Source organism: Nocardia sp. NPDC049737 (assembly GCF_040674755.1).
Classification (GTDB): Bacteria; Actinomycetota; Actinomycetes; order Mycobacteriales; family Mycobacteriaceae; genus Nocardia.
The window spans coordinates 212,348-230,755 of record NZ_JBFANH010000014.1 but is presented as its reverse complement, the minus strand read 5'-3'; the positions used below and the strand labels follow the sequence as shown (position 1 = coordinate 230,755).

General features: G+C 66.5%; 18 protein-coding genes and 1 pseudogene. 8 read left to right on the top strand and 11 right to left on the bottom strand.

Annotated features, from left to right (window positions below):
* Nucleotides 1-535: 535 nt before the first annotated feature.
* The 8 genes and pseudogenes from AB0J47_RS20595 to AB0J47_RS20560 form a co-directional block, all read right to left on the bottom strand.
* A complete protein-coding gene (locus tag AB0J47_RS20595) occupies nt 536-1,972 on the bottom strand; it encodes a GuaB1 family IMP dehydrogenase-related protein (protein WP_364347878.1) in 1,437 nt (478 codons plus the stop codon).
* Nucleotides 1,973-2,138: 166 nt separating this feature from the next.
* Nucleotides 2,139-2,984, bottom strand: coding sequence for a DMT family transporter (locus AB0J47_RS20590; RefSeq protein ID WP_364347875.1), 846 nt, complete (start codon nt 2,982-2,984; stop codon nt 2,139-2,141).
* Nucleotides 2,985-3,447: 463 nt separating this feature from the next.
* A pseudogene (locus AB0J47_RS20585) lies at nt 3,448-4,665 on the bottom strand (DEAD/DEAH box helicase); the annotation flags it as partial.
* Between the two features lie 210 nt (nt 4,666-4,875).
* On the bottom strand, nt 4,876-5,814 hold the full coding sequence (locus tag AB0J47_RS20580) for a M56 family metallopeptidase (protein ID WP_364347871.1): 939 nt from the start codon (nt 5,812-5,814) through the stop codon (nt 4,876-4,878).
* Between the two features lie 64 nt (nt 5,815-5,878).
* On the bottom strand, nt 5,879-6,271 hold the full coding sequence (locus AB0J47_RS20575; RefSeq protein WP_364347868.1) for a BlaI/MecI/CopY family transcriptional regulator: 393 nt from the start codon (nt 6,269-6,271) through the stop codon (nt 5,879-5,881).
* A 70-nt stretch (nt 6,272-6,341) separates the two neighbouring features.
* Entirely contained in the window at nt 6,342-7,157 is an 816-nt protein-coding gene (locus tag AB0J47_RS20570; protein WP_364347865.1) for an ABC transporter ATP-binding protein, read from the bottom strand.
* Complete coding sequence (locus tag AB0J47_RS20565) at nt 7,154-8,167, bottom strand: iron chelate uptake ABC transporter family permease subunit (protein WP_364347912.1); 1,014 nt, start codon at nt 8,165-8,167, stop codon at nt 7,154-7,156. The genes AB0J47_RS20570 and AB0J47_RS20565 overlap by 4 nt, the downstream gene beginning before the upstream one ends.
* Before the next feature lie 196 nt (nt 8,168-8,363).
* Nucleotides 8,364-9,437 carry an iron chelate uptake ABC transporter family permease subunit gene (locus AB0J47_RS20560; RefSeq protein WP_364347862.1) on the bottom strand — a complete coding sequence of 358 codons (1,074 nt, stop codon included), beginning with the start codon at nt 9,435-9,437 and terminating at the stop codon, nt 8,364-8,366.
* 108 nt (nt 9,438-9,545) lie between these two features.
* Between AB0J47_RS20560 and AB0J47_RS20555 the strand changes: the two genes are divergently transcribed.
* The gene (locus AB0J47_RS20555) at nt 9,546-10,259 is read left to right on the top strand and encodes a hypothetical protein (RefSeq protein WP_364347859.1); all 714 of its coding nucleotides are present in this window, start codon (nt 9,546-9,548) and stop codon (nt 10,257-10,259) included.
* Nucleotides 10,260-10,265: 6 nt separating this feature from the next.
* Here AB0J47_RS20555 and AB0J47_RS20550 read toward each other — a convergent pair whose 3' ends face one another.
* Nucleotides 10,266-10,769, bottom strand: coding sequence for a nitroreductase family protein (locus AB0J47_RS20550; RefSeq protein WP_364347856.1), 504 nt, complete (start codon nt 10,767-10,769; stop codon nt 10,266-10,268).
* A gap of 287 nt (nt 10,770-11,056) precedes the next feature.
* Here AB0J47_RS20550 and AB0J47_RS20545 point away from each other — a divergent pair, with 287 nt between their 5' ends.
* From AB0J47_RS20545 to AB0J47_RS20525, 5 genes are all read left to right on the top strand, one after another.
* Complete coding sequence (locus tag AB0J47_RS20545) at nt 11,057-11,455, top strand: PaaI family thioesterase (protein ID WP_364347909.1); 399 nt, start codon at nt 11,057-11,059, stop codon at nt 11,453-11,455.
* Nucleotides 11,456-11,522: 67 nt separating this feature from the next.
* Nucleotides 11,523-11,825 carry an urease subunit gamma gene (locus AB0J47_RS20540; protein ID WP_364347853.1) on the top strand — a complete coding sequence of 101 codons (303 nt, stop codon included), beginning with the start codon at nt 11,523-11,525 and terminating at the stop codon, nt 11,823-11,825.
* Between the two features lie 7 nt (nt 11,826-11,832).
* Nucleotides 11,833-12,150: an urease subunit beta gene (locus tag AB0J47_RS20535; protein ID WP_364347850.1), complete on the top strand. Its 318-nt coding sequence runs from the start codon at nt 11,833-11,835 to the stop codon at nt 12,148-12,150.
* Nucleotides 12,147-13,868, top strand: a complete 1,722-nt coding sequence (locus AB0J47_RS20530) for an urease subunit alpha (protein WP_364347847.1) — start codon at nt 12,147-12,149, stop codon at nt 13,866-13,868. Before AB0J47_RS20535 ends, AB0J47_RS20530 begins: the two co-directional genes overlap by 4 nt.
* A gap of 180 nt (nt 13,869-14,048) precedes the next feature.
* Nucleotides 14,049-14,729, top strand: a complete 681-nt coding sequence (locus AB0J47_RS20525; protein WP_364347845.1) for an O-methyltransferase — start codon at nt 14,049-14,051, stop codon at nt 14,727-14,729.
* A gap of 134 nt (nt 14,730-14,863) precedes the next feature.
* Here the strand turns inward: AB0J47_RS20525 and AB0J47_RS20520 are convergent, their stop codons facing one another.
* Together AB0J47_RS20520 and AB0J47_RS20515 are read right to left on the bottom strand one after the other, a co-directional pair.
* Nucleotides 14,864-15,451 carry a zinc-binding dehydrogenase gene (locus AB0J47_RS20520; protein ID WP_364347842.1) on the bottom strand — a complete coding sequence of 196 codons (588 nt, stop codon included), beginning with the start codon at nt 15,449-15,451 and terminating at the stop codon, nt 14,864-14,866.
* 236 nt (nt 15,452-15,687) lie between these two features.
* A complete protein-coding gene (locus tag AB0J47_RS20515) occupies nt 15,688-16,365 on the bottom strand; it encodes a TetR family transcriptional regulator (RefSeq protein WP_364347839.1) in 678 nt (225 codons plus the stop codon).
* Nucleotides 16,366-16,455: 90 nt separating this feature from the next.
* Between AB0J47_RS20515 and AB0J47_RS20510 the strand changes: the two genes are divergently transcribed.
* Together AB0J47_RS20510 and AB0J47_RS20505 are read left to right on the top strand one after the other, a co-directional pair.
* Complete coding sequence (locus AB0J47_RS20510; RefSeq protein ID WP_364347836.1) at nt 16,456-17,916, top strand: MFS transporter; 1,461 nt, start codon at nt 16,456-16,458, stop codon at nt 17,914-17,916.
* Between the two features lie 50 nt (nt 17,917-17,966).
* On the top strand, nt 17,967-18,386 hold the full coding sequence (locus AB0J47_RS20505; protein WP_364347833.1) for a hypothetical protein: 420 nt from the start codon (nt 17,967-17,969) through the stop codon (nt 18,384-18,386).
* Nucleotides 18,387-18,408: the final 22 nt, after the last annotated feature.

Sequence of the window (18,408 nt, the reverse complement as noted above, 5' to 3'; positions counted from 1 at the left end):
TCCGAGCCGTCGAGACTCGCGACTTCGTCGCATGCGCTTCGACGGCTCGGACGCGAGACGGGCCGCGAACGGGTCGCTCGTAAGACTCGCTCCGTGGTGGTTGGTGATGACGGGACGTTCGGCACCTGATGCACGCGTGCTGGAAGGGCGAGTCTCGCGACTTCGTCGCATGCGCTTCGACGGCTCGGACGCGAGACGGGCCGCAAACGGTCGCTCGTAAGACTCGCTCCGTGGTGGTCGCCCGCGACGGGGCGTTCGGCACCTGGTGCACGCGTGCCGAAAGGGCGAGTCTCGCGACTTCGTCGCATGCGCTTCGACGACTCGGACGCGAGACGGGCCGCGAACGGTCGCTCGTAAGACTCACTCCGTCGTAGTTGGTTGTGGCGGGAAGCCGCCGTCGTCAGCCATCGCTGAGCAGGGAATATTGACTGTTGGGTGAGCTGCCTGTTCGTGAGGGGGTTATCGGTTGTTGGGGCGAGCTGCCCTTGCGCGAGGGGCTCCCGGCTGTTCGGCTGGGCTGCCCGTTCGCCAGGAACTACCAGCCGCTCGGCAGTGGGCGCCCTTCCGCGAAACCCGCCGCTGACTGGACGCCGAGGACCGCCTTGTCGTGGAACTCCGAGAGGCTGCGGGCACCCGCATAGGTGCATGCACTGCGGACGCCGGAGCAGATGTGGTCGATGAGATCCTCGACGCCGGGGCGTTCCGGATCCAGGCGCATGCGCGAGCTGGAGATGCCCTCCTCGAACAGTGCCTTGCGGGCGCGGTCGAAGCCGCTGTCGGTGGCGGTCCGTGCGGCGACGGCGCGCTTGGAGGCCATGCCGAAACTCTCCTTGTAGGCATTGCCGTCCCGGTCCACGCGCAGGTCGCCGGGGGATTCGTAGGTACCGGCGAACCAGGAGCCGATCATCACATTGGACGCGCCCGCGGCAAGTGCGAGAGCGACGTCGCGGGGGTGCCGGACGCCGCCGTCGGCCCAAATGTGCACGCCGAGTTCCTTTGCGGCGGTGGCGCATTCGGCCACCGCAGAGAACTGCGGACGGCCGACGCCGGTCATCATGCGGGTGGTGCACATGGCACCGGGGCCGACACCGACCTTGATGATGTCCGCCCCCGCGGCGGCCAGATCGCGGGTGCCCTGTGCGGAGACCACATTGCCGGCGACCAATGGCACACCGAGGCCGAGATCGCGGATGGTGCTGAGGGTTTCGAGCATTTTGGCCTGGTGGCCGTGGGCGGTATCGATGACGAGCAGGTCCGCGCCCGCGTCGACGAGCGCCTTGGCCTTGGCCGCCACATCGCCGTTGATTCCTACCGCAGTGGCGACGCGCAACTGGTTGTCGGCGTCCACGTTGGGCTGGTAGATCCCGGCGCGGACGGCGCCGGTACGAGTCATCACGCCCGCGAGGCTGCCGTCTTCGGCGATGAGCACGGCGAGCTGCGCGTGCTCGGCCTCGAGCAGATCGAACAGATCGCGCGGCGAGGTGCTGGCCGGTGCCTGCACGAAATCGGTGACCGCGACATCGCGCAGTCGGGCGAACCGGTCGACATCGGTGCAGGACGCCTCGGTGACCACGCCGACCGGCTTACCGCCGTCGACGACAACCACCGCGCCGTGGGCGCGCTTGTGCATCAGGGCGACGGCCTCGGAGACCGAACGCTCCGGATCCAGCGTGACCGGGGTATCGGCGGTGAGCGAGCGGCTCTTGACGAACGCGATGGTTTCCGATGCCGCGGCGATCGGGAGATCCTGCGGTAGGACGACAATGCCGCCGCGACGAGCGACCGTCTCGGCCATCCGACGTCCGGCGACCGCGGTCATATTCGCGACGACAATGGGAATGGTGGTGCCGGACCCGTCAACGGTCGACAGATCCACATCGAACCGTGACGCGACATCCGTCCGATTCGGGACGAGGAAGAGGTCGTCGTAGGTCAGGTCGTACGGCGGCTGATGACCAGGGAGAAACTGCACTTAACCGATTCTAACCGGTGCGCCGTACTCCCGTGCAATCACCCAGCATTCGGTCCCGGCCCAGCTCGAGATGTGAGGCGCGGCACCGGAATCAAGATCAGGTGGAATGGCGGCGGCGCTTCTCGGCCGATGCCGCCATGGTTTCCACGTGATCCCGAGCCGTGTGTCATGCCTCGGCTTGGATGCGGGACAGTTGGATTGTGGTCGCGCACATGATGATTACGGCGACGGTGATTACGGCGAGTCCGATGTGATTGGTGCGGAGGCGTTCGTCGAGGACGGTGATGCCGATGAAGGCGGCGGCCAGGGGTTCGGCGATGGTTACGGCGGGCAACGATGCGACCAGGGGGCCGGATTGGAAGGCGCGTTGCTGCAGATAGAGGCCGATCAGGCCGGAGGCCAACAGGGCCCAGGTCTGCCAGCTGCCCGTTACGTGAGTCAGGCCGCCATCGAAGAGTTCGGTTACATACTCGGTGAGCGCGGCGGCCAGACCGAACAGGGCCCCGCCCACGACGCCGAACAGGAGTGCGCGGCGGGTCGGGTCGGAGGTACCGAGGGCGGCGACGACGGCTACCGCCAGCAGACCGACCAGGCCGACCAGCGGCGGGATCCAATCACGCAGGGGCGCATTGGTATTGCCCTCGGACGGATCGCCGACAATCAAGAAGCAGGCAAGCGCCGCCGCGAGGGCGATGGCGGTCGCCCACGTGCGCGGCGTGACGCGGCGGTGGTTGATCCGGGCGGAGAGCGGGAGCGCGAAGACCAACATGCTCACCAGAATTGGCTGGACGAGCAGCACCGCACCCAGAGCCAGGGCGGCGACCTGCATCGCGAAGCCGCCCGCGTCACCGACGATTCCGGCCCACCAGCGCGGATTGCGGATCAGCGAACGAATGAGCGACTCGTCCTCCGGAACCGCGGACGCCGCATGCTGCTGCGTGACCGCGGCCACCGCGAAGAGCAATGCCGAGATCAGTGCACAGACGACCGCACCCACCTGATGATTCGCCACCAGGCTAGTTTGCCCCCCGATTGCGGCCGCCCGGCACCCCCTGCGCGCGTCCGGCGCGTCGACGCGTACGGCCGGGCGTGTCGCCGCTGGTCGCAGCGGTGCGGCCGGACGCGGCACCGCGACCGGAGGTGGCTCCTGTGCCATGGCTGGCCGATGCGCCACGCGCGGATGAGCCCGTTCCGTGGGCTGTCTTTACCGACCCGGCAGCACGACCCGGCGCGGCTGATGCCACGCTCGCGGTCCGCGCTGGAGCCGTCTTCGCGCCGCGGCCCGGGGCCGCCGTTGCTACGCCTGCGGTTCGACCCGCGGCAGGCGCGGCCGTCGACCCACGTCCCGGCGTTCCGGCTCCGCGCCGACTCGACGTCGCGGTCGATCCGGACGAACCACCCGAAGATTTCTTCGCATCCCCGGCGCGAGCGCTCGAACCGGCACTACGCCGCCCGGCACCAGCTGAGCCCGCACCGCCCGAGCGTGCGCCACGACCACGACCACCCGCGCCTGCACCACCCGACCGGCGGCTCGACCTACCGACCTGCAACTCACCTTCGTCGCCCACCGTGACTGCCGAGTTCGCCGCCACGATCGGCACACCGGATGGCTGCTTCGCACCGGTGATCTGGATCAACCGCCGATCACCCGGACGGATCTGCACGCCGTCGACATCGACGCCCGCCTTGCGGGTCATCTTCTCGACCTCGGCGCGCTCCTCCTCGGTGACCAGCGTAACGACGACGCCGTCCTCACCGGCGCGGGCGGTGCGGCCCGCGCGATGTAGGTACGCCTTGGATTCCGCGGGCGGATCCACGTGCACGACAAGGGATATCCCGTCCACGTGGATGCCGCGCGCGGCCACGTCGGTGGTTACCAGTACCGGTGTCGTACCGTCGGCGAATGCGGCCAGGGTCCGCACGCGGTTGTTCTGTGCCTTACCGCCGTGCAGCGCGCCCGCGGCGATGCCCGCCGCGCGCAACTGCTTGGCTAGTCGGTCCGCACCGTGTTTGGTGCGCACGAACATGATCGTCAGCCCGTCGCGGGCGGCGATCTGCGCGGTGATCTCGCGCTTGTCGGCCTTGCGCAGGTACAGCAGGTGATGCGACATCGTCGCGACCGAGGCCGACGGCGGCGCGGTGGAATGGGTGACCGGGGAGCGCAGGTAGCGCTTGACCAGCTTGTCGACCTCACCGTCGAGGGTGGCCGAAAACAGCAGGCGCTGACCATCTTTCGGTGTCCGGTCGAGCAGCTTGGTGACCTGTGGCAGGAAGCCCATATCGGCCATGTGGTCGGCCTCGTCCAGCGCGATGATCCGCACATCGGACAGGTCGGCGGAGCGCTGGTTGATCAGATCTTCCAGCCGTCCAGGCGTGGCGATGAGCAGGTCCACGCCGCGTGCGAGCCGGTCGGCCTGCCGCTTGATCGGCGCGCCGCCGACCACCGAGGCTATCCGCAGCCCAAGCGCCAGTGCCGCACTATCCAGCGCCTTTTCGATCTGGGCCGCCAGTTCCCGGGTCGGTACAAGCACCAGACCGCGCGGACGGCCCGGCTTGGACTGGGCACCGGCGAGCAGCGTGAGCATCGGCAGCCCGAAGGCAAGCGTCTTGCCGGAGCCGGTCGGTCCGCGCCCGAGCACATCCTTACCCGCCAGCGCATCGGTCGCGGTCGCGGCCTGGATCGGGAACGGCATCTCGATGCCGTCGCGGCGCAGCGCCTGGACGAGCACGGCGGGTAGGCCCAGATCCGCGAAGGTGGTGGCAGGGGTGGAGGAGGTCAACGGGGTTGTGTGCCTTTCATGTCTCGGCGCGGGTAGATCCGGGCACGCGTGGTGCCGCCGAGATGGTTGGGCCCGGTCATCGGGTTGCGGTAGGACCGGGTGTGTCGGGGAGAACCGGAGGAATCAGTTACGCAGCAGTCGATCCAGTTCGACCAGCCAGGGTACCGCGACGGCCATGGTCGGGACCACCAGGATGGCCGCCGACCCCAGATACGCCGCCGAGGCGATCCGCAGATCGCCGATCCGTCCACCCAGGCGCTGGATGCGGATCAGGGTGGTCGGTCCGCCTGCGGCGAGCGCACCCTGCGGAGCGGTGGACTTGGCGCATGCGACCAGCGCGCGGGCCAGCGGCTTCGGGCCGGTCACCTTTACCGCCGAGTCATCGGCGAGCAGTTCGATCAGCAGTTTGACCGAGCCGAGCGCGGCCTTGCTGCGCACCACCAGGGGGAAGGCCTCGTGCACTGCGGTGAACGCCTCGAGTACCAGGTCGTGCCGGGCGCGCAGATGCGAGCGCTCATGGCTGACGATGGCGGTGACCTCGGCGTCCTTCAGGCTGGTCAGCGTGCCTTCGCTCAGTACGACCCGCTGGCGCAGGCCGGGCAGGCAGTAGGCGATCGGTTCGGTCGAGGCGAGGACCCGGATATCGGCGGCGCGGCGCTGCGGTCCGCTCTGGTCGAGCAGATCGACGAGCATGCGGTGGCGTGCCCGACGCCTGCGGGTGTGCACACCGACACGCACGATCGCGTACATCAGCCGCGCGCCGACCAGCAGGGTCAGCGCGAAGACGAAGACATAGGCCAGCCACAGCGGCAGTCCGAGCGCGTCGATTTCCCGGGCCGGGGAGGTGGTCGGGCGACCGTTCGGTCCGGGAACGAGTAATTGTGCGGCGATGGCCAGGCCCGAGCCGAATGCGCTGAGCACGGCTGCGAGCGCGATGGCCTGCCATAACACGAGCGCGGCGCGCGGTGTCCGATACGGCCAGGTCGCGCGGCTCAGCAGCGCTGGGGCAGGCCCCGCGAGAAGCAAAGCGAGACCGGCGAAGACCGGCGCGGTTGCGTTCATCGACTCAGCTCACTGCGTTGTGGGGCCAGGGCACTCACCTCATTGTGAGGCCAGAATCCCAAGACTACTGCTTCGGCGGCGCAGTATCTTCGGATGCCTCGAGCTTAGCGAGTGCTTCTCGCAACGCATCCGTATCGTCCCTGCCGACCTGTTCGACGAAGTGCACCAGCGCCGCCGCGCGGCTGCCCGCCGCATCGGCCTGCTGCAATGCATCGACCATCAAGCTGGCCACAAGTTCGTCGCGGGTATGCACCGGCGCGTAGCGATGGGCGCGGTCGTCGCGGCGCTGGACCACCAGATTCTTCTTCGCCAGCCGTTGCAGCACCGTCATCACCGTGGTGTACGCGAGCTCACGGCGGGCGGCCAAAGCCTCGTGTACCTGCCGTACGGTTTGCGGCTCGTCATTGGACCACAGTTGGTCCATGACTGCCCTCTCGAGTTCACCAAGTCCTGCCATTCTTCAAGCTTACGGACTCAACGACACAATTGCGTACTACACGCCGTCGTAACTGCCTGATAGCTGTGTGTCATTTGTCATACGCCGGCAAAACGTGCCGGGTACCGATGGGGACGATCATCGGACGGCCGGAGACCGGATCCTCGAGCACCGAGGCGTCGAGGTCGAAGACCTCACGCAGCAGTGTGACATTGATGATATCGGCGGGCGCGCCCTGGGAGACGATGCGCCCGTCGCGCATGACGATGAGCTGGTCGCTGTAGCGAATGGCCAGGTTGAGATCGTGCAGCACCATCACCACGGTGCGCCCGAGGTCGTCGTGCAGTCGGTCGATCAGGTCCAGGACCTCGACCGAATGCGCGAGGTCGAGGTAGGTGGTCGGCTCATCGAGCAGCAGGATATCGGTGCCCTGGGCCAGTGCCATCGAGATCCAGGCGCGCTGGCGCTGACCGCCGGACAATTCGTCGAGTGAGCGATCGGCCAGCTCCGCGATGCCCGTCGCCGCCAGTGCGGACATGACCTCGGCCTCGTCGGTGGCCGACCACTGCCGGATCCAGGACTGATGCGGATGACGCCCACGCGTAACGAGATCCGCCACGGTGAGCCCCTCGGGCGCGACCGGCGATTGCGGGAGCATACCGATGATGCGTGCCACATCCTTGGTCTTCATCGTCGAAATCGCCTTGCCGTCCAAGAGGATTCGGCCCTGACGAGGACGCAGCAGGCGGCCGAGGGAGCGCAGCATGGTCGATTTGCCGCAGCCGTTCGGGCCGATGACGGTGGTGACGACGCCGGGTGCGATATCGATATCGAGTCCGTCGACGATGACGCGGTCGCCGTAGCCGAGGGTGACTTCCTGTGCGGAGAGCCGCGTATCGCTGGTCATGACAGGGTCGCCTTCCGATTCATACGCACGAGCAGGTAAAGCAGGAAGGGTCCGCCGAAGGCGGCGGTCACGACACCGACCGGCAGATCGACCGGAAACAGCGTGCGCGAGGCCACATCCGCGCCGACTACCAGGATGGCACCGATGAGCGCCGAGCCGATGAGCGGTTCGCCAGGAGTTCGCAGTAGGCGGCGGGCGATCTGCGGTGCGGCGAGCGCCACAAAAGTGACCGGACCGACGGCCGCGGTGGCGACGGAGGCGGCCACGACAGCCGCGCCGATCAATAGCGTCTGCTGGGTCTGGATCCGCACGCCCAGCACCCGGGTGGTATCGGTGCCCAGACGCAGTGCGGCAAGGGTTCTCGCGGAGGCCACCGCGGTCACGAGGACCACGGCCAGTGCCACTGCGGCCGGGACGAGTTCGGTCCGATCCGCGCTGTTGAGTGAGCCATTGAGCCAGAGTTGAGCACGGGCCGCATCCTGCAGACTGGCGCGGGTGAGCAGAAAGCTGATGCCGGACAACAGCAATGCGTTCACACCGATGCCGATCAGCACCAGTCGCATCGGCGTGACCCCGCGGTCGCCGGTCACGCTGCGACCCCAGGCGAGGAGGTAGATCACGACCGCAGTGAGCAGACCACCGGTCAGTGCCGCCAGCGGCGCGCCGACACTCGCGGCGAGTCCCGTTGTCGCGCCCCCGGTTCCGACCAGGACTGCGACCGCGCCGAGGCTCGAGCCGGTGGTGATGCCGAGCATATCCGGTGCGGCGAGCGGGTTGTGCAGGATCGATTGGGTGATCGCGCCCGCGATGCCGAGTGCCGCACCGACCACCGCGGCCGTGAGCGCGCGCGGCAATCGGGACTCCAGCACGATGAAGCGCTGGGATCGGGTGCCGCCGCCGCTGAGCACATCCAGTACCCGGCCGATCGGAATGTGGGTGTCGCCGAAGGTGATATCGAGGCAGAACAGCGTGAGCACTGTCGCGGCCAACGCAAGAACTATGAGCACCATGGTTGGGCGCAGCACAATCGAGACCGGACCGACGCGCAAGGCAGGGCGAATACGTCCTGAAGGTGCTGTTTCGGCCGGAGACCGGCTGGTGCCGGTCGCGGTGCCAGCCGGAGAGGTTTCGTCCATGATTCGTTCGGTCATGAATGTTTCCCGGCGGCCCGCAAATCCGTTCGCGACGATCGCCGTGAGATCTGCTTCACAGGCTCACCAGCTTCTTGCGACGAACGAGCAGGATGAAGAACGGTGCACCGAGGGCCGAGATCATCACGCCGACCTGTAATTCGCCCGGTCGCGCGACAATTCGTCCAACCATATCGGCGAAAAGCAGCAGCAGTGCACCGAGCAGTCCGGAGTACGGGATCAGCCAGCGATAGTCGGGCCCGGTGAAAACCCGTGCGACGTGCGGCACTATCAATCCGATGAATGCGATCGGGCCGACCGCCGCCGTCGCGGCACCACACAGCAATACGATCGCGGCCAGGCCGAGCGCACGACTGCGTCCGATATGCACGCCGAGTCCGCGCGCGACCTCGTCACCGAGGCTCAGCAGATTCAGTCCCGGCGCAGCCGCCACGGCCAGCGCCACGCCGATCGCCAAGAACGGCAGCACCTGCCAGAACACCTCGGCATCGCGCCCGTTCACCGTGCCGACCACCCAGAATCGGTAGGTGTCCAGCGCCGCATTGTCCATGAGCACAATGGCATTCGTCATCGCCTGCAGGAGTGCGGTCACGGCGGCACCGGCCAGTACCAGACTGAGTGGACTCACCTTGCCGCCGCCGATCGCGGATACACCGAACACCACAAGCCCCGCGATCAGCGCCCCCGCGAAGGCGAACCAGATGTATTGCTCGGGTGCGGTGAGCGCGAACAGGTAAATGCTCAGTGCCGCAAGGAAGGCCGCGCCCGCATTCAAGCCGAGCAGGCCCGCGTCGGCGAGTGGGTTGCGGGTATAGCCCTGGATCAGCGCACCCGCGATTCCGAGCGCGAGCCCGGTGACCAGTCCAAGCGCGGTGCGCGGCAACCGAAGTCCGCGCACGATCTCCGCTGCGGTCGAGTCCGCGGGGCAGGTGAACGGCCCGCCCGGGCAGGTGAGGGCGTTGTGCACGGCGTCGTAGACGGCGCCGGGGGACAGCGATCGGGTGCCGATGGCGGTGCTGGCCACCGTGGCGACGAGGAGCAGTGCGGTCAACGCGACGAGTCCGAGCTGATGACGGCGCGCCGTATTTGTTCGTCGCGCTCCCAGCGCGATGGTGCCTGATGCCGTCACAGCGACGAACTACTCCTGACTCGATAGGTGGTGTCCGGGTTCTAGGTCTGGTAAGCCTAACCTATCTTTTCAATCCGACCCATCACGGAGCCGACCCGAGGAGGTTCGATGTCCGAGCCAGTCACGACCTACATGCCTCGCCAGTCCCAGGTGGCATTCGGTAGGGCCTGTGCCCGGTTGCGCTCGTTGCAACCAGAACATCCGCGGGTATATGCGGTGGCCGCCATGTCCGAGCAGGGCAAACGGAGGTGGTGGCGGCTGGCCGACGGGTTGCGCGAGGGACGGATCGAACTGATGTATCGGCGGCACGCCGCGGAGATGATCAGCGCCGATACCGCCGCCGAGGTGGTGGCGACCGCGTTGATCCACGCGGTGATCGGCCGGGTGGTCGCCCTGCTGGTGGCCGAGGGGCGGGTGTGGGATCCGGGTCTCGAGAATCTGTGGCTCCATACCGACAACGACGGCGGAATCGATTGGGCAGGGTTGGCGGACACCACGATTCGCGTGCTCGACGGTGATCGGCTGACCGGGGAGACCGGGGTGGTCACGTTGCCGTGCGAGCAGGCCGTGTACGTCTGGCTCGCGCATCGGTGTGAACCGTCGCTGCGGTTGATTCAGCGGACCTTGGCCGGTTGCGCGGGGCTCGGCGAGCGTCGATTCTGGTCGCTGGTCGGCGAATCCATTGTCGGTGCGGCCACTTACGTGCCGGATCTGGCGCGGACGGATTCGCTGGTCGGTGCGCGCCGGGGTGATGGATTGATGTCGGCGCTGGAAGAGCGCGGTCTGCCCGTGCGACGCGTTGTGGGTTGCCTGGTTCGATAGCGACGGTCAAGCCCAGGTCAGCAGGGTTGGTCCGGGCAGTCGTCCGGTCGGGATCGCTGATGGACTGCGGTGCCGTTGTGGATCGCGGCGGCCGATGGCAATGGCATGGCGCGGTAGCCACCCGGGTTCGATATCGAGCAGTGCCGCCGCTCGGACGACATTGTCGCCGGGGTGAATTGTGGTCACGCAGGTGCCGAGTCCGTACTCATGGGCTGTCAAGCACAGCGACTGGCAGACGCGACCCATATCGAACTCGGTGTCGGTGAAACCGTTATCCGCCGAAAGTAATACGAGGACCAGCGGCGCCTCGGCCAGATGGCCCGCGTAGTGGCCGAGTTCGCTCAGCTGTATCCGCAGCGTCTCGGTATTCACCGCGATGAATCGCCATGGTTGCCGGTTGCGTGCCGAGCCGGTCCATCGGGCCGTGTCCACGATCTCGGCGATGGTCGTGCGTGGAATGGGTTCCGGCAGAAAGTGTCTGGTCGCCCGCATGGCCTTGATCGAATGCATCACCGCGAGCGTAGTGCGACACGGCAGAAGTTGCTCACTTAGGTAAGCCTGACCTATACTGATTTCGGCGTTGGGATCGGCCGAGTGTTCCGGAGGGCTGCCGTGAACCCCCGATCCACTGCCGCGGCGGGCTCCATGTGCGTGTGGAGCCCGCCGCTCTGCCTCGGCTAGTGAACGCCGAGAAGTAGCCGTGGTGCGAGGGTCGGGACACCCTGTGTCAAGGTGAATGCATGACACAGCAGGAAGTTGCCCAGATTCAGGGGCTGGCCGACGTGACGCCCGAGCTGATGACCGAGCTCAGCAAGAACACCTTCACCGATCTGATCGGACTCGAATTCACCGAGGTCACGCCGGATCGGGTGCGCGGTCAACTCACCGCCGGACCGCAGTTGCTGCAGTTGGCAGGCATTATCAACGGCGGCGTGTACTGCACGATCGTCGAAACGCTGGCCAGCGTCGGCGGCGGCGTCTGGTACAACGCTCAGGGCAATAAGGGCACCGTGGTGGGGGTGAACAACAACACCGACTTTCTGCGTTCGGTCCGCGAGGGCAAGGTCTTCGGCGAGGCGACACCGCTGCACCGCGGCCGCCTGCAGCAGTTGTGGCAGGTCGTGCTGACCGATGACGAGGGTCGCACGGTGGCGCACGGCCAGGTGCGTCTGCAGAATCTGCCCGCCCGGGATTGATCGGCGCTCCCGGAACGGGCGTGCCAGAATTACCGTCACCCTGATCCACGAGCACTGAGGAGCCCGGATGCGACTGTCGCCGCATGAGCAGGAACGGCTGCTGCTGAGCTACGCGGCCGAACTGGCCCGGCGCAGGCAGGCGCGCGGGCTCGCGCTGAACCATCCGGAGGCGATCGCGCTGATCACCGATCATGTGCTCGAGGGTGCGCGCGACGGCCGCACCGTCGCGGAGCTGATGTCTTCGGGGCGGACGGTTCTCACACGCGCCGATGTGATGGAGGGTGTGCCGGAGATGATCCATGACGTCCAGGTCGAGGCCACTTTCCCAGACGGTACAAAGCTGGTCACCGTCCACCATCCGATCGGCTAGGGCGACAATGATTCCGGGCGAATACCTCTGCGCCGAGGGCACCATCGAGTTGAACGCGGGCGCGGACCGCATCGAGCTCGACGTCGTGAATACCGGTGACCGTCCGGTGCAGGTCGGCAGCCATGTGCATTTCCCGCAGGCCAATGTCGCACTGCGTTTCGATCGGTCAGCCGCGCACGGACGTCGGCTCGATATCCCCGCCGGTACCGCAGTGCGCTTCGAACCCGGTCTCGGCCAACGGGTTTCGCTGGTTCCGCTCGGCGGCAGCCGCGAGGTCCACGGCATCAGCCGCAATCCCCCCGGACGTTTGGATGGTGCGTCATGAGTGAGCTGAGCCGGGCGCGCTACGCGGAGCTGTTCGGTCCGACCACCGGGGACCGAATTCGCCTGGCGGACACCGATCTGCTGATCGAGATCACCGAGGACCGCTGCGGCGGACCGGGACTCGCGGGCGACGAGGCCGTCTTCGGTGGCGGCAAGGTGCTGCGCGAATCCATGGGCCAGGCCCGCGCGACGCGCGCCGATGGCACCCCCGACACCGTGATCACCGGCGTGGTCATCATCGATCACTGGGGAATCATCAAGGCCGACGTCGGAATTCGCGACGGCCGCATCAGTGCGATTGGTAAAGCGGGCAATCCGGACACCATGAACGGAGTGCATCCGGATCTGGTGGTCGGCCCGAATACCGAGATCATCGCGGGCAATGGCCGCATCCTCACCGCGGGCGCGATCGACTGTCATGTGCATTTCATCTGTCCGCAGCTGATGGACGAGGCGCTCGGCGGGGGTATCACGACATTGATCGGCGGCGGCACCGGCCCGGCCGAGGGTAGCAAGGCGACCACCGTGACGCCCGGATCCTGGCATCTGGCCCGGATGCTGGAGGCTACCGACGCCTGGCCGCTGAATATCGTGTTGCTCGGCAAGGGCAATACCGTCAGCGCCGAATCCATGTGGGAACAATTGCGTGGTGGCGCAGCGGGTTTCAAGTTGCATGAGGATTGGGGCTCGACCCCCGCCGCGATCGATGCGTGCCTCACCGTCGCCGATGCGGCGGGCGTCCAGGTGGCGCTGCACTCGGACACCCTGAACGAGGCCGGATTCGTCGAGGACACGCTCGGCGCCATCGCGGGCCGCGGCATCCACGCGTATCACACCGAGGGGGCGGGCGGCGGGCACGCGCCAGACATCATCACCGTCGCTTCGCATCTCAATGTGCTGCCCAGCTCGACCAACCCGACCCGACCGCATACGGTCAATACTCTGGACGAGCACTTGGACATGCTCATGGTGTGCCACCACCTCAGCGCGTCCATTCCGGAGGATCTCGCCTTCGCGGAGAGTCGAATCAGGCCATCAACCATCGCCGCCGAGGATCTGCTGCACGATCTGGGCGCTATTTCCATGATCGGCAGCGACTCCCAGGCGATGGGCCGCATCGGCGAGGTCGTCATGCGTACCTGGCAGACCGCGCACGTCATGAAGCGCCGCCGCGGCGCGCTGGACGGCGACGGCGCCGCCGATAACGCCCGTGTACGGCGCTATATCGCGAAATACACCATCTGCCCGGCCATCGCCCATGGACTCGACCACGAAATCGGTTCGGTGGAGGTCGGCAAGCTCGCCGACCTCGTGCTGTGGGATCCAGCGTTCTTCGGTGTTCGCCCGCATGCCGTCCTCAAGGGCGGCGCGATCGCCTGGGCCGCCATGGGCGATGCCAATGCCTCCATACCGACCCCGCAACCGGTGCTGCCGCGACCCATGTTCGGTGCCGCACCACTGGCGGCTGCCGCGACCTCGCTGCACTTCGTCTCCGAACATGCCATCGACGACGGCCTCGCCGAACGCTTGGGCCTGCGCCGAAAACTGGCTCCGGTCAAGAACGTTCGTCACGTCACCAAGACGGATATGCCGAACAATGGCGCCATGCCACGGATCGAAGTCGATCCGGATACCTTCACCGTGCGCATCGACGGCGAGGTCTGGACCGAGCAGCCCGCCACCGAGTTGCCCATGGCCCAGCGCTACTTCCTGTTCTGATTGTCGGCGCGAGAAGGGCTGGTTGCCGGGCGCCCTCGTTCACAGCGTAAGTGACACGCATTGGTCTCAGTTCTGCGCACGCGACTGTGTGGGCGGTATGCCCCGCCAGGTTTCCGGGAACGTGGGTGTCGGCCGATCAGTTTCGGCGGTATGCCGGCACCCGGTGGCAGACTTCATGGCATGACGACGTTCGAGTGGGCCGACGTAGACAGCTTCATCGTGGACTCTCTGGTGGGAGGCGAGGATTCGACCGCGACGGTATTGGCCGCCAATGCGGCGGCCGGACTGCCTGCTATCGATGTATCGCCGGCGCAAGGGAAGTTCCTGCATCTGATAGCGCGGTCGATCGGGGCGCGGCGGGTGCTCGAAATCGGCACGCTCGGCGGCTACAGCACGATTTGGTTGGCGCGGGCGGTGGGGAAGGATGGCCAGGTCATCACCCTGGAATTCGAGCCGCGGCACGCGCGGGTGGCGCGGGAGAATCTGGATCGGGCCCAGGTCGGGGATCGGGTCGAGATCCGAGTGGGTGCGGCGCTGGACAGTCTGCCGGTGCTGGCGGAGGAGGATCCGGAGCCGTTCGATCTGGTGTTCATCGATGCCGACAAGGTCAACAATTCGAATTATGTGCTCTGGGCGCTGCGCTTGACCCGCCCGGGCTCGGTGATCATCGTCGACAATGTCGTGCGCAATGGCGCTGTCGCCGACGATCATTCGGACGATCCGGCGGTCCAGGCCAGCCGCGATCTGGTCGACCTGCTCGCCGCCGAACCCAGCCTCGACGCCACCATTGTGCAAACCGTCGGCAGCAAGGGTTGGGACGGTTTCGCTTACGCCGTGGTCAACGGTGAGGCCCTCGACTGAACACAGCCGCTCGGATCTCCGGTGCTCGGTTTCGCCGGAGATCCAGGCGTGGGGGCGGGGAATGGGCGTCATTGGATGGATCGAACAGCGGCGGGGTTGGGATTCCGCGCGCAGAACGATCCGGGTGGTCGCTCCTACGCCTGAAGCACCACCTTGCCGACGGTGCCCCGCGTCTCCAGCGCGCGGTGCGCCTCGGCCGCATCGGCAAGCGCGAAACGCTGGACCGCGGGCCGCATTCGACCGGCTGCGGCCTCGGCCATCGCCTTGTCTTCGAGCGGGCGCAGGTCGCCGTCGACGCGCTGGAGCATGCGCGGTCCGACGACCATTTCGGAGGTGATGTCGCGGGTGGCCAATTCCTCCTCCGAAAGCGATAGCGGAGCGCCGTCGGCCGCGCCATAGATCAGATGCTGACCGCCCTTGCCGAGCAGATCGACTGCCGCGCGGCTTATTTCGCCGCCGACTCCGTCGAACAACACAGTGGCCCTGCGGTCGCCGAGCTCGGCGCGTACCTGTTCGGGCCAGTCGGGGCGTAGGTAATCGATCCCGATATCCGCGCCATTACGTTGCACGAGTTCGACTTTCTCGGGCCCACCCGCCAGTCCGACCACCGTCGCCCCGACATTCTTCGCGTGTTGAACCAGCAGTGTCCCGATGCCGCCCGCAGCGGCGGTTACCAGCACAACGCTGTCCGGACCGAGTTCGGTGAACAATAAGATCCCCATAGTCGTTCGCCCGGTACCGACGATCGCGACCGCCTCCGCCGGATCGAGTTCGGCCGGAATCTCGTGCAACCGAGGGGTTTCCGTTACGGCTAACTCGGCGGCCCGGGCACCGGATCCGAAACCGTTTCGTAGCGCAGATTGTCGGCTGGCCCGAAGGCATGAAGGCGGATGGCGTGCACGGTGGCTCCTAATCGTCGGCGAACCAACCCACCCTGCGACCTGAACCGCCGTTCAGGTCAAGAGGTGGCGGACTTCGCGCACCGTGCCTCGAATCCATCGCAGAGCGCGGACAATCCGATATACAGCAAATCCTCCGAGGTCAGATCGCTGACACCACTGCCGTTCAGATCCGCGAGCGCGGGCGGTATGGGCAGTTGTGATTTTCCTTCCAGCAGCGCCCGCAGTCCGTTCGAGCCCTCCGGATTCATGCCTTTACGCGCGACCAGCGCACCGCTGATATGCGGCAGCGTGGCCCCGGAGATGTAGTTCCATACCGCGAAGGCCATGGTGGACGCCTCGCGGGTGGAGACATTCAGCTCGCGCAGCCCCTCGACCAGCCATGCGAAACAGGCCAGACCCTGCGGGCCGAAGCTGTAGCGGGGCATCGCGAAGGTGAGCAGCACCCACGGATGCTTCTGGTAGAGCGCCCAATCGATCTCTGCTGCGATGCGCACCCGGTCGCGCCAGGTCCAGTTCTCGCCCTCCGGTGACGGATACGGATTGCGGGCCGAGATCTCGTCGGTCATCAGCGCGAGCAGTTCGTCCTTGTTCGCGACGTGCCGGTACAGCGACATCGCGCCGACACCCAGCTGCTCGGCGATATGTCGCATGGACAACCCGTCCAAGCCCGCCTCGTCGGCAAGGGCGATCGCGGTATCGACAATGGCCGCTCGAGTGAGCTTGGGTTCGGTCATCCCATGACTCGCTTCCAGTTTTCAGACCGCATGCGTACACTGTACCCGGACTGATGCGTACACCGTACGCGACGCGGGAGAGGAATCGACATGACACAGGTGGAGGTCGCGCATGCGGCGGCGTCCGGTTCGCGGCGTGCTCGGCTCGGTCTGGCGGTATTGCTACTGCCGGTGCTGCTGGTGTCGATGGACATTTCGGTCCTTTTCCTTGCCATGCCGACGCTCACCCTAGATCTCGACCCGTCGGCCGCGCAGCAACTGTGGATTCTCGATATCTACGGGTTCCTCATCGCAGGCCTGCTGATCACCATGGGCAATCTCGGTGACCGGATCGGGCGGCGCAATATTCTGCTCGCTGGTGCGTCGGTATTCGGTATCGCATCGATCATGGCGGCCTTCGCGCCGAGCGCCGCGGTGCTGATCATCGCGCGGGCGCTGATGGGTATGGGCGGGGCGACGCTGCTTCCGTCGAGTTTGGCGCTGATCTCCAGTCTGTTCCCCAACGCCCGCGAACGCGCCGCCGCGATCGGTGTGTGGACCGCATTCTTCGCGGGCGGGTCCGCGGTCGGCCCGATCCTCGGTGGCGTGCTGCTGCACCACTTCTGGTGGGGCTCGGTATTTCTGATCAATATTCCGGTCCTGCTGATCCTGCTCGCCTTCGGTCCGTTCGTACTGCCGGAACATCGCGCCGGTGTTGTCGGTCCGCTGGATATTCCGAGTGTGCTGCTGTCCATCGGCGGCATTCTGCCGGTGGTGTACGCGGTGAAACAGATCGCGGCCGAAGGGTTCGATATCGAACCGCTCGTGATCGGACTCGCCGGTGCGGTGCTGCTCGCGATCTTCGTGCGGCGGCAGCGGCAGCTGGCCGAACCGCTGCTGGATCTGCGCCTGTTCCGGCGTGCGCAGTTCTCGGTCGCCATCGGCTCCAGCCTGGTCGGCATGATGTCGCTGGCGGCAATGAGCTACCTCACCAGCGTCTACCTGCAATCGGTGACCGGACGTGACCCGCTGGCGGCCGCGCTGCTCGGGATTCCGATGGCGATCGCGGTATTCGTGTGCTCGATGGGTGGCGCGCGGATCGGGCACACGCTCGGGGTGCGTCCCACCTTCGTGCTGGCGCTGCTGGCCTCGGCTATCGGCAATGTGATGCTGATCGGTGTCGGCGTGGACGGCGGTATCGCCTGGTACCTGGCGGGATCTACGATTGCGGGCATCGGTTACGGCTTGGCGTTCACCCTGGTGTCGGATGTGGCGGTGTCCTCGGTGCCGCCGGAGCGGGCCGGATCCGCGGTCGGGATCTCCGAGACCAGCTTCGAATTGGGCAATGCGCTCGGCCTCGCACTGCTGGGTTCGGTTGCGGCACTGGTCTTCCGGTCCGGTGGCGACTATGCGGACACGCTCGGTGAGACCGTCCAGCATGCGGGTGACAATTCCGCGCTGATCGATTCCGCACGCGAATCCTTTGTCTCCGGAATGCATGTCGCGACTTCGGTCGGCGCAGCGCTTTTGGTGGTGATGGCGGCGGTCGCCGCATTCGCACCACGGCGCTGACCGGCGCGCCTCCCTCGATTCGGATGGGCTTCGCGATATAATTGGATGTCATGATTTCGCATGACATCACCTCGATCGAGGGTTTCATCCGCAGCTACGACGAGATCGTCGCGACATCGGATTTCGCCGCACTGCCAAGCCTTTTCGAGCCAGTGATACTGGTGACCACCCCGACATCGAGTCGCTGTGTGAGCCGGGAGGAATTCGTGGCCGCCGCCCGAGCGCGGGCGTGCCAGTTCGATGCCGGGTCCGTCCCGCGCACCCGGCTGGTCGAGCAAACCACCTTCGAACTGGGCGGACACTGCTGGCTGACCTCGGCACGGTGGGCGCTGTCGCTCGGCGAACGGTCCCTCGACGTATACAGCGACTTCCTGGTGCGCCGTGCCGAAGACGGGTTGCGGATCGCGGCCTATCTGCCCCGACAAGATCTGCCCGAGCTGCTGCGTGCCTCGGCAAATGATCGCGAATAGGGCAGGTCGGCGCATACAGTCG